Genomic DNA, 15,597 nt, shown 5'->3' with positions numbered 1-15,597 from the left:
GCAACGCAGAGAGGGTTTGCTCCAGGTGGTCAGGTCGACGGTAGTGCATGGGTAAGCATGGTCGTTCTGTAGGATGTGGTTTCGTTCACAGCCTGGCACAGCTTCGCGAGTGCGGGGCGGGACGCAAACAACGCCTTTTTGTCCGTATGCCATTCGGTCAACATCGTGAGGTAGAAATCAAGAGCAGTCAGCCCGTTTGACAGAAAGTAGGGGGACCCGGTAATCGCCCTCTCCATCGTGTCGAAAAATTCGTCATAGTCAGCGCTGGCAAATTGCCCTACTTGCGCGACTGCATCCGAGCTTTGTGCATAACGCTCGGGATGCCCGACGCGTGCAGCCGTCATGTAGCCACAAGTGGCCATGACGTTCAGCCAGAACAGAAACATGGCCCGATCTTTGTCACCAGCGGCCGGGACTAGGCTGTTGTTGGGAAACATCTCTGCTAGCAACACGGCAATCGCGGCGGTTTCCCCGATGGCTTGACCACCATCAAGTCTCATGGCTGGAACCCGCCCAGTGGGATTTCGCCGCAGGAATTCGGGGCTGCGGTGTTCGCCTGACGCCATATCTACATAGTGCAGTTGATACGGAGCGCCCAACTCTTCAAGCATGGCCTGCACAACAATCGAGCCTGCGAGGTATTCCCAGTACAGTGTGAGCATTTTGAGCCTCCTCCGCCGTTCAATTCAGTTCAAGCCGCCCTGGGCGTCATCTTCTTTAGTTATCGGCAAGGCGTTACGCCTTGCACGCCTGTTTTCGTTTGGAGGCGCTAAAGCAAACCTTTAGCCTTGCGCTATGAAGCTCTCTCATCTGAACGCTCTTCGGGCTCTGGAAGCCACGTTGCGCCACGGAAGTTTCTCCGAGGCCGCTGATGAACTTGGAATAACTCCAGCGGCGGTCGGCCAAAGGGTGAGGTCGCTCGAGGAATACCTGGGACGGGAATTGTTCACCCGAACCAGCACAGGCGTCGAGCCGACGGACATGGCCCAAGGCATCGGGTCGCTCCTGACCTCTGGTTTTTCACAGATTGCCCTGGCGCTGGAGAAGCTTTCCTCTGGTCAGTCCCGGAACAGTCTTCGTGTCACCTTGCCTGAATCATTTGCCGAGAACTGGTTGGCACCTGTGCTGTCACATTTCCAACTCCAGTATCCAGAGGTGGAACTGCACCTTGGTGCGACCAACCGGGATTTGGACTTGCTGGTGGAGGATTTTGATCTGGCGATCCGCTATGGCCCTGCCAGCGAAAGCCAGTTTGAAGAACGCGTCCTGTTCGGCGACTTCATTGTTCCCGTTTGCTCACCGAAGTTTGCACGCCGATACTCGATAGAGCCGAGTTTGAGGTCGTTGGCGGGTATTCCTCTGCTCCATGTCACCCACAGGACGAAAGACCCCGGCTGGGTTGGCTTCGAAAGTTGGGGCAAGGCATTTGGGTTTGATCCGAAACATTTGAGCCACGGGATCAGGTTTACGCGGACCGGTTCGGGGCTTCAGGCCGCAGCAGCAGGTCAAGGCTTGGCGCTTTGTGGGATCGTCGAGGCATTTGGCTCCCTACGTGATGGAAGACTGGTCCTGCCTTTTGGAGGCGCGCTCAGACATGGAACCCGATATGCTTATCGCCTTGTCTGGACATCGTCGCGTTCCGAGGCTGAATTCAGGGAAAACTTCATCAGTTGGATTACTGAGCAATCCCGCACTTTTCAGAGCGAACTCGAAAGCTTCCTGACCGTTGGGCTCGAACAGAGAACTTGACAAAGCGTGTCACGAGAAATGGCAAACTTGGGCTCGAAACGGCCAACCTCTGCGCGGTCGTTGAACGTCCGCTCTGAGGCGACGTAACTTTGGGATGTAGCCAGCGAGGCCCGCCGGTACACCCGGCAGGCCTTTGCGATCATCGCCGCGATTTGCGAATGTGTTCCAAGTGGGATTGCAACTCGTTGCAGGCGGAGATGCCGGTGGCACGGTTGTAGTGCTTCTCGGCCATATCGAGTGTCGCGTGCCCCAGCACGTCCCGGATGATGTTAACGTGTACGGGGTCGAACTCCGCGATGGAGGTTGCTGCAACGGTCCGGAAGGTGGCGCGATGCCCCTGCAGCCTATGGCCCGCACAAGACTCTCTACAGCCGCTGGAAGCGCTGGAGCGAGAAAGGCATCTTCGCGCGGATGATGGCGGGTCTGGCCGCCGGGCACGGCGAAGAACAGACCGTGATGATTGACGCTACCTATCTCAAAGCCCACCGCACAGCGATCAGCATGGCCGCGAAAAAGGGGGGGCGGCCGCCTGATCGGTCGAACCAAGGGCGGCATGAACACCAAACTGCACGCCATCTGCGACAGCCAGGGGCGCCCGCTCGACCTGTTCGTTACCGCCGGTCAGGTGAGCGACTACATCGGCGCGCGGGCGTTGCTTTGCGGCCTGCCAAACGTCAAATGGCTGCTCGGGGATCGCGGCTACGACGCTGACTGGTTCCGAGAAGCGTTGCAAGACAAAGGGATACGCGCCTGCATCCCCGGTCGGAAGCAGCGCAAAACCCCGGTCAAATATGACAAGCGCCGGTACAAGCGGCGAAACCGGATCGAGATTATGTTCGGCAGGCTCAAGGACTGGAGGCGCGTCGCAACACGCTATGACCGCTGTCCCAAGGTATTCCTCTCGGCCATCGCTCTCGCAGCCATCGTCATCTATTGGTTATGAATCCTGACCCTAGCGCGTACCGAATGAACATCAGGAACGCAGACCAAAAAAGAACGGTCCGGGCAAACTGAGGAGCCAAAGTCACCTGAACGCCCAAGTTTTCCAAACGGTGCTGTCAAAGCAACTTGGCTTGAGGAAGGTGTGGCGGCTTTGTAGCGTCAGCCTTGATGGCAAAAGGCAAGCCCCGCCAGCAGTGGTGAGGAGGGGGCTGGCGGGGCCGACGGAGGCGCCCGGAATCTGGGGAGACTGCCTGGGGCGACCCCGCAACTGTTTGGAAGGGGGGCGAATATAGCACACATTCAAGAAAATGTGAAGAAAAGGGGCGTGAGATGGCCGGGGGCATGAGGTTGGAACACCCTCTTCCCCCGGCCCGCCTCAACAGGGTTCCCCCTCAAGGCCCTGGAGGCTGGAGGAATAGGTTAATCGGAAATTAAGATTCACGTCTAGGGAGATGCCTGCAATGGGAAAACCCGTGTCGGAACGGCAACGCGAGGCTTCGCGGGGGCGTAAAGGCAAGGCTTGCAGGGGGGGTAAAGAAAAACCCCGCGCTGGAATGGCAGCACGGGGCTTCACAGTCTTTCTGCGGCAAGGCGGCAGTAGGGCGGCAGTTTCCCTTAATCCTCACCACAAGACGAGTCCGAGGCTAGGGGAACATTCTGCCGGTTCTGTGGCGGTTGTGGGGCGGGGCAAAGAAAAACCCCGCCGGAGCGGGGCAATTGTGAAGGGGCGCAGAGGGGGCTAGTTGAGCCTTGCGCTATGGAATTGGGTGCAATGGATGGTCAGGCTTCTTGCGTTTGATTTCCCTGGCTAACTGAACAACTTCAACATCATCCAGCCCTTTGCACCAGTTGTGAAAATCAAGCATTGGAACCGCACGTTTCCCTCCACTTTCCCCGGAGTTCTTGCTTTTCCCATTGTCAAATGTATGGAGCTCCAAGTCCTGAACCCCGGCGTATTCCCGCATCCAAATGGCAGTTGCTAGCTGGATAGCGTCACCGAGTGTCAGTTCACGTTTGCGCTCCGCTACCTTCGGGCCGTCTGTCGAACACACGTACCTGTTATCTCGAAGACAGCCAGCAATAGACATAATGTCCGGGATGGTATCGACCACCGAAATGAACGCGCCCAACTTGGTTAGCAGTCCCGCCGGTGTTTCTGATGAATCTGCAACTCGGCTAGGTCTTAGTTCAGCAAGCGAGATGGAGGAGATGAAAATCTCTGCTTTCCCCGCTTCAGCGTCGGCAATATGGGCTTCGATATGGTCTACGTAGTCGGCCGGGGATCTAGTTAGCCACCTATAAAGAACACAGGTGTCCCAGAGCACGCTCTTTTTCTCGGTCAAGTTAGGCCGTCCCAATCACGAACTTGAAATGGTTTGATGGAGCCTGAAAGCCCCAGAATGGAGTTTTTTGAGAAACGCTGAATTCGGCGGATTTCAATGCGAGAGGGCAGACCGGTCCGCCCTTCGTATATCGCCCTTCCTGTCACTGACACTTTGTTCCCTAGCGCAGCTCGGACTTCATCAAGGTCCATCCCAAATAGAACGCAGTTGATAGATTTTCCGCCCGCTGACAGTACTAGGCGAACTTCTGGAGCATCCCCCTTTAGGTCGACAGCCTGGATAACGCCGGTGAAGGAGCCGATTGCGTCACCAACATAAAATTTAGGGGGAGCGTCTTGAGCAGCTTGTTCGGCGGCTGCCAGCACTCTTGCTACTTGTGAGTTTAGATATTCATCCACTCGAACCAGTTCATCATGCGGGCTTCTAAGTGTGGCGTAGCTAAAGCCTTTTGATGCATCTTTGGAGAGAGAGTCGTAAAGGTCGATGATGATTTCGTCGGCTTGATCTTCAGGCTTGATGAGGCGTCCGCTGGCTACAGCCGTTCCAATTGACATAAACTTCCGCACGGGAGATGTGCGGATAGTTTTGTCAGTCATGGTTTTCTCGCGGAAGTCGATTCTAGCAGAGCCGTACTTTAGCCCTGCTACGACGTACTCAAAGCACTTGCCGCCGTTCTTGACCTTGTCCACCTTCTTTAGAGTCTTGGAAATTTCCGAGATCTTCTTGGCGAACACCTCGACGGGCACCTCGCCACCCATGTCGTCGAGGCCAAATATCTTGAAAGTAAGGTCTTTTCCGCCTGGTGGGGACATCTTGGAGAACTGAATTCTTGCAATTTGGGCTGGTGCCTGAGGAGAATGATAGCATGGCAGCGCAGCGTTGGTAATCGAATAGGGTGATCGTGTTAAAATTGATTGAAACTGGTGCAAATATCTCAGGGTAGGAAGCCACACCATACACGTTTCTACAACATCTAGCACCCGCATCGCGGTGGCTTCACGGTTTCGGCTCCGGCTCTGCTCTGGCGCCTGACCTCAGACCTTATCCCTCAGCGCAGTAGCCACGAGCCTGGACAGCGCCCGCATCTCCTTTGAGCCTTGCCCGGCAGCTTCGTCAAAGCCCTGGGCGAGTTCTTCTCGGCCCTCCGGAGTGGTCGCGATGGCGTCAGTTATCCCGAGAATGATAGCCACAGCAGCTCGGCGGGCTTCTGTGAGCTGCTGCTCCAGCTCTGCAATGCGTTCTTCTGCGGTCATTTTTTCCTCGCCAGATCCGCCGGCCAATGCAGCCTGACCCGCGCCGCCCAGTTGAGCTTCACATTCCACATGGTGTTGGCGCCGGGGTTCAGGGAAATCAGGTGGAACAGCCCTGGCTCGTCGCCTGCCTTGACCTGCTTGACCCACCCCATGCCGTCAGCGTCTTCACATACGCAGCGGTGGCCGATCACGTCGGATGGTACGCTGTCGTGCCCATTTCGGGTGTAGAACAACAGATCCCCGGCGGAATAGACGGGTTCCATGCTGTCGCCCTCGACCTCGACCGCCACCACACCATGCGGCGGTATGCCGGGCGGACACTCCACCTGCGGGCCGTCGCCTTTCTCATATGCGTCGAACACCGGAACCTGTGCGCCTGCGCCGACCTTGCCTGCAATCGCGATGGGTGGACGCTCGGCCGACGTTCCTCCGATTATTTCGGTAACTTCAACGCCAAGAACCTCGGCTATTTTTTGCAAGTTGGCAAATGTCGGGTTCTTAGTTTTGCGCGTGATAATGTCTCGAACGCCAGTGGGACTCATGCCCGCAGCTAGTGCGACGGCTCGCGGGTTGGTGCCACGCTCTGCCACTAGGCGCTCTATCGTGTCTGCAATCATCTGCCCGGTATCCATGTAGGGAATATCCTACAGGCAACAGCGCACTGCAAATGGGATAAATCCTCTTTGCAGTGAGGGATAAATCCTACATATTTGTGAGCATGATGATGGCTGAATTCAAAGAAGAGGTAGAGAGCTTCCTCGCTGAAACCGGGATGAAGCCTTCGGGCTTTGGCCGGAAGGCTCTCAATGACCCAGGTTTCGTGTTCCGGCTTCGCGAAGGCGCGGAGTGCCGGGTAAGCACAGTAATCAAAGTGCGGAAAGTGATGGCGCGACTTCGGCAGCCAAAGGCGGTCCGCCAATGACCTGCGCCCCGGCTTTCGTTTCTGCGCTGCTTCCGGCCTCCCGTTCAATCCAAACTCCTGTCGCTCCGCTTCTGAACCTGTTGGCAGGTTCGTTCTTCGCGGGTGCGAATGCACGGCAAATCAACTGGAGGATTTTGCCATGAGGCAAGTAAAGCCCGGCTCCATTCAGGCGGCTGTTCAGGCGTCGATCAAAGCGGCCGGTGGCCTTGAGGCGGCTGGCAACGATCTCGGCATGTCAGCCTCGAACCTTTCCCGTGCATCCTCCAATGATGAGGACCGTCCCGGCGGACTGGGCGTTAATCACCTGCATCGCCTTGGGCGCATCACGCCTGGCGCGGCTGAGCCAATTGCAGCGCATTTCGCAGGTTTGGCCGACGGGGTGTTTCAACCGGTAGCGCAGCCCGGCGTCACGAACCTGTTTCAGCAGGCCAGCAAGACCATCATCGAATGCGGCGAAGCGCAGGCAGCTATGGTTCGGGCGGCAGAACATGCCTGCGCAGGCAACTGCGATGCGGCTGATCGGGAGATTGACGATGCTGTTCGCCACTTGCTGGCGTTCAAGGCGGCAATGCGCGCCAAGCCCAAAGCGGAGGGCCGGGTATGAGCTGCAAGTGCTTGAATGCCGAACGGATCATTCGTGAACTCCGCAACCAGCGCGAGGCTGCCGAGAAGCTTCGGGAAGAGGTCCGAGCTCTGGGTGGCGTCCCCGCGTTTGAAGGCGGGGAGTTAAGCAGTTCAACTGTAAGTTTCGCGCTCGAGCTGGGTAGCGAGGTTGTTGATCGCGACCTCAAGAAGGTCGGGAGGGGTTTCTGAAATGGTTGCCGCCATTGCCCTGAACTCTTCAGCATATTTCGCGAATACTGTGTCTGGAAGTACTCCTGCCGCGATCAGGTCTTTGATGACCATGGTCGTCAATTTTGAGTTCGTGAGGCCGACAATCTCCGCGAAAACCGCACTTGGGTCGTCTGCCAGGTTTGTTTCTAAAGGCAAAGTTTTTCCTTTCGTTGCGTTGTGGAATACCGCGAAAGGTGCGCGCAGCTGGGGCGGTAGTAAAGCCCCGGTTGCGCATCTTTTCCCTCCCTGATCCCTTCCAGCACCCCTGAACCCCCAACAGAGGCAGTGGTCAGTCGAGCAGTAGTTAATGAGCCGGGCGTGAATTGTATCCGGCCCAGATTGACCCCCTGAATTTGAACTGAAGACGGCGAGACATTCGCCAGATCGGCGCGCGGCGCCAGACCTCATCAACGAGTGAAACTGTCCTTAAGCACAGGAGGAATGCCTATGCCTATGAAAGATCCAACTCACCAAAATCTTGATGGTGGTGACCTTACTGCGCGCATTGCCGCAACGAAGGCGGGCCAGTGCACATGGGCGCGGCCGGATCTGAACAAGCGCTGCACCGCCTGTGCTCACTATTGCGATGGCGAGGTGACCAAGGGCAAGAACCAGGGCTTCGGTTTCTGCGCTTTGGTGCAGGTCCACACTAAGAAGAAGGGCAAGTTGTTCGACGGGGTCGCAGCCTGGGCCTGCGGCCAGTTTGCGAGCAAGCACTGATGGCCAGCGAACATCTGAAAGCCATCCCCAGCGCCGAAAGCGGCCTGCTTACCTTCCAGATGGATCGGGCGGGCTATGAGCTGTTTGAGCGTCTGCTGAAGCGGTCGGCTCCGGCGCGCTCGGACGACGCCGGCGCATTCAAGCAGGCGAAGGACCGAGTAGACGGCGCTTTCTTTGCCGGCGCCTCTCAGATGGGGTGGCTGCGGAAATGACTGCCTTGATCCGTTCCACATCCTTTCAGGCGTCTGATCCGGCGGCCCTCTGTGCACCTACTGTAGGTGTACACGACGCCGCTGTCGGCGATCCTCTGATGGCTCTGCATGACCTCCTTCAGCGGCAGCAGCGGGCCGAGGAGGCAGCCAAGGACCGGGAGGCCGAACGTCTCGCAGCCATGATCGGCGACAATGGCGGCCCGCCGCTGGTCGAGCCATTCGGGATAGACGCCCCTTGGTTCCAGTTCGCCAACGCGGAAGAGGTTGAGCGCCTGGCCAAGCTGCATGTGCGGATCGAGCGCCGCAAGCTGATCCTCTCCGAGGACGTGAACGAGCGGAAGAAAATCATGAAATGCTGCATCCGCCGGATGCGCCGGGCGTCGGGTAAAAACTGATGGGAAAGCGCAGCAACTTCAAGCGCAGGCCGCAGGACAAATACCGCACGTTCGACATGCGGGCTGCAGCTGCGCTCGCCCCTCATCTTCGTTGGGGCTGCCGGTTCTGGGAGCCGTGTGCCGGCGCTGCGGATCTGGTGCGCGGGCTTCAGTCCTTCGGCGCCGAATGCGTCGTTGCGACCGATATCAGCCCGGAGTGCGAGGGCGTCTACCGGCTCGACGCCTTGGCGGCGACTGCCGCCGACGTGGACGCCACGGGCGTCACAGATATCATCACCAACCCGGTTTGGTCCCGCGCGCTGCTGCATGCCATGATCATGCATTTCTCTGCCATGCGCCCAACCTGGCTGCTGTTCGACGCCGACTGGATGCACACCAGGCAGGCGGCACCCTACTTGCCGCACCTCCGCAAGATCGTGTCCGTTGGGCGGCTGATCTGGATCGAGGGCACCAACCAGACGGGCAAAGACAACTGCGCCTGGTATCTGTTTGACCAGCGGGGCACCGGCCCGATCGAATTTATCGGAAGGGCCGCCTGATGGGTGCGGTGATCAAGTTCCCCTGGCCACCCAAAGGCCTGCAGCCGCACGCCAAGGGCCACTGGCGCCCTAAGGCGGCTGCAACCAAGGCCTACCGGCAGACCAGCACCTGGCATGCCAAGCTGGCGGGTGTGAAGCCTGACACTGGCGCGGTGCTGGAGTTCACCTTTTGCCCGCCGAACAGGATGCGGCGCGACCTCCAGAACATGCCCAGCCAAATGAAGCCGCTGATTGACGGCATCGCCGATGCAATGGGCGTGGATGACCACGGATTTCGCTGCCTCTGGCCGTTTGAGTTCGGCCCGGTTGAGAAGGGCGGGGCGGTCTATGTCGAGATCCGAGGTGAAATCTCATGACTGGCGTTCCCTACATCCGGTTCTTTGGCGATGACTGGCTGTCCGGCACTCAGGCAATGAGCCTGGAGGAACGCGGAGCGCTGGTGACGATTGTCGCCCTGATCGCTGCCACCGGCCAGCCGCCGGCACTCGACTACCCGCGGCTTGCGCGGCGTTTCGGATGCACTCCCGGGAAGGCTAAAAAGGTGATCGCTGCACTTGCTGACTTGGGCAAGATCAGCATTGAAAGTGGGGCGATAGAGAACTCCCGCGCACTTGCAGAAACTGAATTTTCGCGGAAAAAATCCGAAAAACAATCTGAAAACGCTTCCGCGCGTTGGTCTAAAAAGACGGAAAAACCCAATAAAAACAATGGTGGGTATGATGCCGTGGCAGTGCCGCGGGAATGCCAACCAGAACCAGAACCAGAGTTAAAAGAAGAAGCTAAAGCTTCTTCCAAAAACAAGCGCGGCACTCGCCTGCCCGAAGATTGGCAGCTGCCTCGGGAATGGGGCGAATGGGCGCTTTCTCAGCATTGGCCGGAACCCGTCATCCGGGCCGAGGCCGACAAATTTCGAGACTACTGGCACAGCGTGGCCGGGCAGAAGGGCGTCAAGCTCGACTGGCTCGCCACATGGCGCAACTGGATGCGCAATTCCCAAACTCCCAAGATCATCCCCGGAGGCCAACATGCAAAATCTCCCCGCCAGCCCGACCGGCTTCAGCGCGTTGTCACCGCAGCAGCAGCAGGCACATCGGGCCAAGATTGGGGTTAGGGCTCAGGCCATTCTCGGCCAGTTCTGGCACGACGCTGAAACCCCCGATGCGGTACAAGCTATCGAGCTGGAGGGCTGGATGGACGTTCTGGAGAACTGCAGCCACAGCGAAATCCGCGACGCCTGGCGCGATTACCAGACCGACCCGGCCAACCGAACCGCCCGCGGCCGCTTGGCGAAACCAGATGCCGGCGCAATCCGGTCGATCATCCTGCGAAAGCGACCAAAGCCGCAGCTGGTCCAGCCCGAGCCGGAAAGGCCCAGCGAACCGCGCGTAACGGCGGAGCAGGCCCAGAACATCATGCGCGAAGTGGGCTTTGACCCAACCGCCGGCGGTCAGCTCCACAAGCGGATGCCTGGCGCCCAGCAGAGGAGTGCAGCGGAATGAGCAAGATCGACAGCAAGTACGAAGCCGACCGCTTCGCCATCGAAACACAGGACGAACGGGACGCCGAGTACATCCTGGAGGTCATCATGCAGCGCCAGCGCTACGCGACCAAGACACGCGATGAGCTGGCCAATGCGATTTCGCGGGTTAGGGCAGGGCACCCGCTTCGGCGCAAGCGAACAACCGGGCAGAAAAGGAACCACGTATGACCTGGTATCTTGGCATCACCACCACGAAGAAAGTCACCCTGCCGCGGCATCTGCATTTCGAGGTGGACGCGGGCGAAAAGAGAGAAACCGTCACCCAGGAGCGCGGCGAGTTCGCGGTCGAGCGTCAGCTGCGCGCCCTCGGCCTGCAGGCCTTCGCCCCGCGCAAGATCGAGTTCAAACGCCAGGGCAAGAAGCGCCACGCCGAGCCGGTCACCAGCGCCTATCTGCCGGGCTACATCTTCGTGGAGATCCCGGCCGAAATTTATGCGGCAGCCATCCAGTGCCGCGGCCTGAACCCATCGTTAATGATGGTCAGCGGTCAGGAGGTTCGAAAGCACGTCCAGCCCTTCTTGGCGAAAGTTGTGGAAGAGAACGCAGAGGCGCAGAGGATCATCGAGAGCCGGGACAAGGCTGCCATGTGCCAGTTCGAGCCAGGTACCGCGCTGGAGGTCCTTGCAGGGCCGTTTGCTGACCGCATGGTGAGCTTCACCCGCATGGTCCGGGCTGCCCACGATCTGCATCCCATGATCGAGGCTAGGGCACAGATGTTCGGGCCGTCGGTGAAAGTGAAGATCGACCCACTGGACGTGAAAGGGGTGGCATGACCGTACTAATGCGGGGTCTCGTGCGCCTTGGGTGCACGCGCAGCACAGGCTGCAAGCAGCATCCGCCATGGGCAGATTCCGATATTAGTTTTGCTGCCCGGTGCGCAGATCAACTAGGCTTCGCAGTGCCCTTAAAAAGACTTGACGGTCGCGCTGGCCAACTAGAGACAGCAAGGCAACTGTTTCCTTTTGGTCCTGCTGTAGACCGTCGCCCGAAGCGGGTAATTCGGGTGAAACCATGCGAGCCCTGGAAGCCAGCAGAGCAAGCGCCTTTTCATCAAGTCCTTCTGTTAAGCGCGCCCAAAAAGCGAGACTTCTTCCGGACGCCTTGCTAGCTGTATTTAGAAGTTCCAGCTCGGCGCCGTGAAGGTCCGGTTCGCCTTTTTCCTCTAAGGTATGAAGTGGATTTGTGTCTGTCTGTTTCAACTGGAACTCACTCTCTGCACAACACTCGGTGCACGTACTGATTGTTATCAAATTAAGTAATTCATGTGATTGTTGTTGACTTGCGTTGCTTATGTCAATCAATTGGAGTGGAAAGTCACATATGTTAATTTTTTGGAGCTTTCATGATAGCAGATCGGATTGATGCCGCCTGTCAGATCGCTGGTGTTCGGTTGAAAAGAGCCTGTACGATTTCTGGGGTGAACTACGCTACTCTCAGAAGCCAGATGAGAAACAACCGCGAGATCCCTGCTTCCACGTTGGCTCTTCTTTCTGTCGGTTTGCGTATACCCATTCAATTTTTCTTCGAGTTGCCTGCTGGAGCACACACTAACGCAGTGAGCTTGAACAGGTGGCGGGCGGCGGAGACGGCGAACGCAGAACATGCGGCCTGCTCCAGGGCCGGGTTCAATGTTAGCACAGACCACATTTTGGACTGGTTTCACCAGGAAGGTGGGCAACTGAAAAACTGGGAGTGGTTCGAAGATCAAGTCGACCTCTACGAACCTATTGAACCCACAGACAGGATAATGCATCCGATTCAGATCGGGAAACGCAGTGCGACTGCAGAGCGCTTAATGCTGGCCGGAAACCGCGACTTTTATCGGATCGTTGGCAGTTTTGAGGATAGGATCCTTGAGCGAGCCATGCACTCACACAGAATGCTCGAGAAAGTTCCCTACATCGTGACAGATGAACAGCTTGACGTCGTCGTAAAGGGGCAAAGGATAAGAGGCGGCTATCGAAAGGTGACGATGCGAGTGACCGACACTCGAGGAGAGCCGGTCACAGCGGTTTTCTCAAAGGTTACCTGGCTCGACACTGCTGACGATGTGAGAAAAATGGACAGCGTTGAGGCCTAAGATCATCTGGTCGTTTGCCAAACCCTCTGGGACTGGTTCCGCCCAACTGATCGCGTTCCGGTACTTGCCGTTGAAACCATAGTCGTCTGCGAGGCGCCGGTGTTTGTAGGCGATGATCGTGTACATCCAATCGAAGTCCCAGCGCATAGCGGCAAGCAGCTTCACGTATTGAGCGAAATCCCCTAGCCGCCGTATGCCTCCACGTTCGTCCGGCGCCACCTCAATTCCGCCGAAGTAGATCAGCCGGCCTCTTAATTCATCTACCAGGGGCTGTGACACACTCGTAACGACGTCGTCTCTGCCTGCATACTTGGACGACGCGAGGTTCCGGAAATAGTTTCCGAAGTCCTTCTCTCCTAGGTCAACGAGCTTGGCTGAAATGCAGAATATGCATCTGCCTTCCCTCTTTAAGAAAAGCCATAGCGCACGTCCTGACGTCAGTTCATCTTCGCTGATCTCGGACATGGGATGCACTTTCTTCTTTCCCACTTCCTGCAGAAGGGTTGGCAGTTCCTCCGGGTTTTCACACACGTAAAGAGTAAGGCCTTCAGCATTAAAACGCTCTTCAATAGCCTCCATATGTGTATGAATGTTCTCACGCTCCATTTTTGTCTCCTTTTAAAAGTTGGAAGTCGAGCCCGCATGGCGAGCGGGCAGGACAAGGATTCCCTTCTTTTGGGAGGCAGAACATGGTTTTTTCTTCAGGAAGGGCTCAGTCGGAATGCTAAGCAGGATGCTGGCGCCGACCAGAGTTCCTGCCCTAATCTGGCAGTGATAGATGCCATGAACTGCACCGACCACAACTGCTTGATACAGCTGTAAAATGTGATATGGTTTGCGCGACTACCGAATTGCGCGTGTTTCGCATGGCTTCGGGCCGGCCACGTGGCGTACCTGACGGGATACTCAGGAACAGGCGGAGCTAAAGGGCTTTGCCACTGACGCTCTCCTTGCATCCTCAGTGCACTTCGGGATTGCATCCCGATTTTGGCCTAAGTGGGCAGGGGGTAACAAACTGGAGAATCCCCGTTAGCCGTTTTCTGAAAGCCGCGTCCAGGTTCCAAATGCGACGGCCTGCCGCAGAATCAAAGCCTCTACACGCTGGGAGCTTCAGATCAACAGAGATTGCTTCCACTGAAGTTGTGGATATGTCTGGGGGCATAAAGGCGATAGGTGGTTTTTTTGCCTTGCGTTCAAAGGTGGTAATGCTCTTTGCCCAAAATTCGGGCACTTTTTTAAGCCTGTTGTTTTTGCACCATATTTTTCTTTCTTGCTACCGCGTAAGGAGTGTTGCAGTCGCGGCTTTTGTTGCGTGTGTGCAACGGAATTGGGCGGAGGGCGCTCAGTTCATAACTTATTGGGCGCTCAGGCCTCGCATATTTCGCAGCACGTCATCCGTGGGCGACGGGTAAAACCAACACAGGAGCTTTCGCAGTGGTCAGCATGATCGAATGCAATCCGGCGAACATCGAGCACTTCGGCGGCAAGCAGCCTGCGGGTTGGAGAAATGACCCGCGCGCCATGCAGATCGCCAAGCCGAGCTACGCTGCACGCAAGGCGGCGCGCCGGTGAATATTCCACGGCCCAATGAAGAAAATGCGCTGGGGCTGTCCGACTGGTTCGGCCCCTCGCTGGATCTGGCCATTTGGGCGCATGAGACGTTCCTCGTTGAGGGTGGAGAGCTGGAGAACCCGGATCACGCCCACCTGCGTTTTGCCAAGATCGGCTATCTCTGGACCAATGTCGCGAACACCAAGAAGGGCCGCATGATCATCGGGACCGCAGAGAAAGGCCAGCCGCAAGGCGCCATGGGCAAATGGTCCAAGGCCCGAGCCGAGCTGCAAGTGGTCGAGTGGTTCGGTCAGGTGCCGGACTTCATCATCACGATCCATGCGGAATGGTGGCTGCAGGCAGGAGATGCAGAGCGCTGCGCCCTGATCGAGCACGAGCTTTATCACTGTACCCAGGACAAGGACGCTTTCGGCGCGCCGAAGTTCAGCAGGTCCACCGGGCTGCCTGTCTATGTGATGCGCGGTCACGACGTTGAGGAATTCGTGGGTGTGGTTCGCCGCTACGGGGCAGAAGCAACCCGGGTGCAAGAGCTGGTGGACGCTGCCAATGCTGGCCCGGAAATCGCGGCTGCCGAGATCGCCCATGCCTGCGGCAACTGTGCCTGAGGCCCCCGGGCCCGAATTACCTGATGGGAGCCTGATAGGAACATGGCCAAAGGCAGCCTCACCAATGAGCAGAAAACCTATGCCGTGCAGGCGTTGGCCTGTTTCGACAGCCCGGGCACCGTCGCAAAGGCTCTCAGGGTAGAGTTCGGGGTGGAAATCACCCCGCAGGCAGTCGAGGGCTACGACCCGAACAAACGGGCAGGGCGCAAACTCGCGGACAAGTGGCGGGCCATTTTCGAAGAGACCCGCAAGGCCTTCCTGGAGGATACCAGCCAGATCGGGATCAGCCACCGGGCCGTGCGTCTGCGTACTCTCCAGCGCATGGCGGATCGGGCCGAGACCATGGGGAACATGATGCTGGCCAAGGATCTGCTGGAGCAGGCGGCGAAGGAGATGGGCGGCAGCTACACCAACCGCCGGGAACTCACCGGGGCCGGGGGCGGCCCGATCCGTCAGGTGGAGTGCCCCATCTGAATTGGCCCACCGTTATGTTTAGGAAACGGAGGACTGAGAATGGCGAACAAGCGACACAAGCCTGAGGAAATAGTTCAGAAGCTGCGGCAGGTTGATGTGCTTGTCGGCCAGGGGATGCAGCGCGTGGATGCGATCCGCGAAGTGCGCATCACTGAGCAGACTTACTACCGCTGGCGCAAGCAGTATGGCGGGATGGGAACCGACCAACTGAAAGAACTCAAACGGCTTCAGAAGGAGAACGAACGGCTGCGAAAAGCCGTTTCGGACCTGACCTTGGACAAGCTCATCCTGAAGGAGGCGGCCCGGGGAAACTTCTGAGCCCCGCCCGACGGCGCGCCTGCATCGAGCTGATACGCAGCGAGATGAAAGTGTCGGAACGCCGGATCTGCCGGGTGCTGGGGCAGCATCGATCAACAC

At 57.8% G+C, this 15,597-nt stretch carries 24 protein-coding genes and 2 pseudogenes; 18 read left to right on the top strand and 8 right to left on the bottom strand.

The annotated features are described in order from the left end of the window. Window positions 1-29: 29 nt before the first annotated feature. Complete coding sequence (locus AB1A62_RS01845) at window positions 30-662, bottom strand: glutathione S-transferase family protein (RefSeq protein WP_366659512.1); 633 nt, start codon at window positions 660-662, stop codon at window positions 30-32. Between the two features lie 133 nt (window positions 663-795). Between AB1A62_RS01845 and AB1A62_RS01840 the strand changes: the two genes are divergently transcribed. Both AB1A62_RS01840 and AB1A62_RS01835 read left to right on the top strand, forming a co-directional pair. Further along, window positions 796-1,749: a LysR substrate-binding domain-containing protein gene (locus AB1A62_RS01840; protein WP_366659510.1), complete on the top strand. Its 954-nt coding sequence runs from the start codon at window positions 796-798 to the stop codon at window positions 1,747-1,749. 306 nt (window positions 1,750-2,055) lie between these two features. Next, window positions 2,056-2,692 (top strand): annotated as a pseudogene (locus AB1A62_RS01835) (IS5 family transposase); the annotation flags it as partial. Between the two features lie 754 nt (window positions 2,693-3,446). On the opposite strand, the gene AB1A62_RS01830 reads toward AB1A62_RS01835, so the two are convergent. The 4 genes from AB1A62_RS01830 to AB1A62_RS01815 all read right to left on the bottom strand — a co-directional run bounded on the left by AB1A62_RS01830 (window position 3,447) and on the right by AB1A62_RS01815 (window position 5,919). After that, a complete protein-coding gene (locus AB1A62_RS01830) occupies window positions 3,447-4,034 on the bottom strand; it encodes a hypothetical protein (RefSeq protein ID WP_366659508.1) in 588 nt (195 codons plus the stop codon). Continuing rightward, window positions 4,031-4,846, bottom strand: a complete 816-nt coding sequence (locus AB1A62_RS01825) for a hypothetical protein (protein WP_366659507.1) — start codon at window positions 4,844-4,846, stop codon at window positions 4,031-4,033. The genes AB1A62_RS01830 and AB1A62_RS01825 overlap by 4 nt, the downstream gene beginning before the upstream one ends. Window positions 4,847-5,068: 222 nt before the next feature. Beyond that, entirely contained in the window at window positions 5,069-5,287 is a 219-nt protein-coding gene (locus AB1A62_RS01820) for a hypothetical protein (protein WP_366659505.1), read from the bottom strand. Next, window positions 5,284-5,919 carry a S24 family peptidase gene (locus AB1A62_RS01815; protein WP_366659504.1) on the bottom strand — a complete coding sequence of 212 codons (636 nt, stop codon included), beginning with the start codon at window positions 5,917-5,919 and terminating at the stop codon, window positions 5,284-5,286. The genes AB1A62_RS01820 and AB1A62_RS01815 overlap by 4 nt, the downstream gene beginning before the upstream one ends. Window positions 5,920-6,005: 86 nt before the next feature. On the opposite strand from AB1A62_RS01815, the gene AB1A62_RS01810 reads away from it, so the two are divergent. Together AB1A62_RS01810 and AB1A62_RS01805 are read left to right on the top strand one after the other, a co-directional pair. Then, the gene (locus AB1A62_RS01810; protein ID WP_366659503.1) at window positions 6,006-6,209 is read left to right on the top strand and encodes a hypothetical protein; all 204 of its coding nucleotides are present in this window, start codon (window positions 6,006-6,008) and stop codon (window positions 6,207-6,209) included. Between the two features lie 139 nt (window positions 6,210-6,348). Next, window positions 6,349-6,813 carry a hypothetical protein gene (locus AB1A62_RS01805; RefSeq protein ID WP_366659501.1) on the top strand — a complete coding sequence of 155 codons (465 nt, stop codon included), beginning with the start codon at window positions 6,349-6,351 and terminating at the stop codon, window positions 6,811-6,813. 131 nt (window positions 6,814-6,944) lie between these two features. On the opposite strand, the gene AB1A62_RS01800 is transcribed toward AB1A62_RS01805, so the two are convergent. Then, on the bottom strand, window positions 6,945-7,115 hold the full coding sequence (locus tag AB1A62_RS01800; RefSeq protein WP_366659500.1) for a hypothetical protein: 171 nt from the start codon (window positions 7,113-7,115) through the stop codon (window positions 6,945-6,947). A gap of 375 nt (window positions 7,116-7,490) precedes the next feature. On the opposite strand from AB1A62_RS01800, the gene AB1A62_RS01795 reads away from it, so the two are divergent. The 9 genes from AB1A62_RS01795 (at window position 7,491) to AB1A62_RS01755 (ending at window position 11,222) form a co-directional block, all read left to right on the top strand. Next, the gene (locus AB1A62_RS01795; protein WP_366659499.1) at window positions 7,491-7,763 is read left to right on the top strand and encodes a hypothetical protein; all 273 of its coding nucleotides are present in this window, start codon (window positions 7,491-7,493) and stop codon (window positions 7,761-7,763) included. After that, entirely contained in the window at window positions 7,763-7,975 is a 213-nt protein-coding gene (locus tag AB1A62_RS01790) for a hypothetical protein (protein ID WP_366659497.1), read from the top strand. Before AB1A62_RS01795 ends, AB1A62_RS01790 begins: the two co-directional genes overlap by 1 nt. Before the next feature lie 98 nt (window positions 7,976-8,073). Continuing rightward, window positions 8,074-8,370, top strand: coding sequence for a hypothetical protein (locus AB1A62_RS01785; RefSeq protein ID WP_366659496.1), 297 nt, complete (start codon window positions 8,074-8,076; stop codon window positions 8,368-8,370). Beyond that, a complete protein-coding gene (locus AB1A62_RS01780) occupies window positions 8,370-8,909 on the top strand; it encodes a class I SAM-dependent methyltransferase (protein ID WP_366659495.1) in 540 nt (179 codons plus the stop codon). The genes AB1A62_RS01785 and AB1A62_RS01780 overlap by 1 nt, the downstream gene beginning before the upstream one ends. After that, the gene (locus AB1A62_RS01775; RefSeq protein ID WP_366659493.1) at window positions 8,909-9,265 is read left to right on the top strand and encodes a hypothetical protein; all 357 of its coding nucleotides are present in this window, start codon (window positions 8,909-8,911) and stop codon (window positions 9,263-9,265) included. The genes AB1A62_RS01780 and AB1A62_RS01775 overlap by 1 nt, the downstream gene beginning before the upstream one ends. Further along, the gene (locus AB1A62_RS01770) at window positions 9,262-10,020 is read left to right on the top strand and encodes a DUF1376 domain-containing protein (protein ID WP_366659491.1); all 759 of its coding nucleotides are present in this window, start codon (window positions 9,262-9,264) and stop codon (window positions 10,018-10,020) included. Before AB1A62_RS01775 ends, AB1A62_RS01770 begins: the two co-directional genes overlap by 4 nt. Next, entirely contained in the window at window positions 9,935-10,408 is a 474-nt protein-coding gene (locus tag AB1A62_RS01765; RefSeq protein WP_366660016.1) for a hypothetical protein, read from the top strand. Before AB1A62_RS01770 ends, AB1A62_RS01765 begins: the two co-directional genes overlap by 86 nt. Continuing rightward, a complete protein-coding gene (locus AB1A62_RS01760; protein ID WP_366659489.1) occupies window positions 10,405-10,617 on the top strand; it encodes a hypothetical protein in 213 nt (70 codons plus the stop codon). Before AB1A62_RS01765 ends, AB1A62_RS01760 begins: the two co-directional genes overlap by 4 nt. After that, window positions 10,614-11,222 carry a hypothetical protein gene (locus AB1A62_RS01755; RefSeq protein WP_366659488.1) on the top strand — a complete coding sequence of 203 codons (609 nt, stop codon included), beginning with the start codon at window positions 10,614-10,616 and terminating at the stop codon, window positions 11,220-11,222. The genes AB1A62_RS01760 and AB1A62_RS01755 overlap by 4 nt, the downstream gene beginning before the upstream one ends. Before the next feature lie 84 nt (window positions 11,223-11,306). Here AB1A62_RS01755 and AB1A62_RS01750 read toward each other — a convergent pair whose 3' ends face one another. Beyond that, the gene (locus tag AB1A62_RS01750) at window positions 11,307-11,648 is read right to left on the bottom strand and encodes a hypothetical protein (RefSeq protein ID WP_366659487.1); all 342 of its coding nucleotides are present in this window, start codon (window positions 11,646-11,648) and stop codon (window positions 11,307-11,309) included. A 218-nt stretch (window positions 11,649-11,866) separates the two neighbouring features. Here AB1A62_RS01750 and AB1A62_RS01745 point away from each other — a divergent pair, with 218 nt between their 5' ends. Further along, window positions 11,867-12,529: a hypothetical protein gene (locus AB1A62_RS01745; protein WP_366659486.1), complete on the top strand. Its 663-nt coding sequence runs from the start codon at window positions 11,867-11,869 to the stop codon at window positions 12,527-12,529. Here AB1A62_RS01745 and AB1A62_RS01740 read toward each other — a convergent pair. Next, complete coding sequence (locus tag AB1A62_RS01740; protein WP_366659484.1) at window positions 12,467-13,135, bottom strand: hypothetical protein; 669 nt, start codon at window positions 13,133-13,135, stop codon at window positions 12,467-12,469. The genes AB1A62_RS01745 and AB1A62_RS01740 overlap by 63 nt on opposite strands. 828 nt (window positions 13,136-13,963) lie before the next feature. Here AB1A62_RS01740 and AB1A62_RS01735 point away from each other — a divergent pair. The 4 genes and pseudogenes from AB1A62_RS01735 to AB1A62_RS01720 all read left to right on the top strand — a co-directional run. Beyond that, window positions 13,964-14,101 carry a hypothetical protein gene (locus tag AB1A62_RS01735; protein WP_366659483.1) on the top strand — a complete coding sequence of 46 codons (138 nt, stop codon included), beginning with the start codon at window positions 13,964-13,966 and terminating at the stop codon, window positions 14,099-14,101. Then, entirely contained in the window at window positions 14,098-14,706 is a 609-nt protein-coding gene (locus AB1A62_RS01730; RefSeq protein WP_366659481.1) for a putative metallopeptidase, read from the top strand. The genes AB1A62_RS01735 and AB1A62_RS01730 overlap by 4 nt, the downstream gene beginning before the upstream one ends. Window positions 14,707-14,748: 42 nt before the next feature. Then, window positions 14,749-15,180 carry a DUF2280 domain-containing protein gene (locus tag AB1A62_RS01725; protein WP_366659479.1) on the top strand — a complete coding sequence of 144 codons (432 nt, stop codon included), beginning with the start codon at window positions 14,749-14,751 and terminating at the stop codon, window positions 15,178-15,180. A gap of 39 nt (window positions 15,181-15,219) precedes the next feature. Beyond that, a pseudogene (locus AB1A62_RS01720) lies at window positions 15,220-15,597 on the top strand (transposase); the annotation flags it as partial.

The organism is Leisingera sp. JC11 (assembly GCF_040704725.1).
In the GTDB taxonomy this organism is placed as follows: Bacteria; Pseudomonadota; Alphaproteobacteria; order Rhodobacterales; family Rhodobacteraceae; genus Leisingera.
This window is presented reverse-complemented; position numbering and strand designations above follow the sequence as displayed.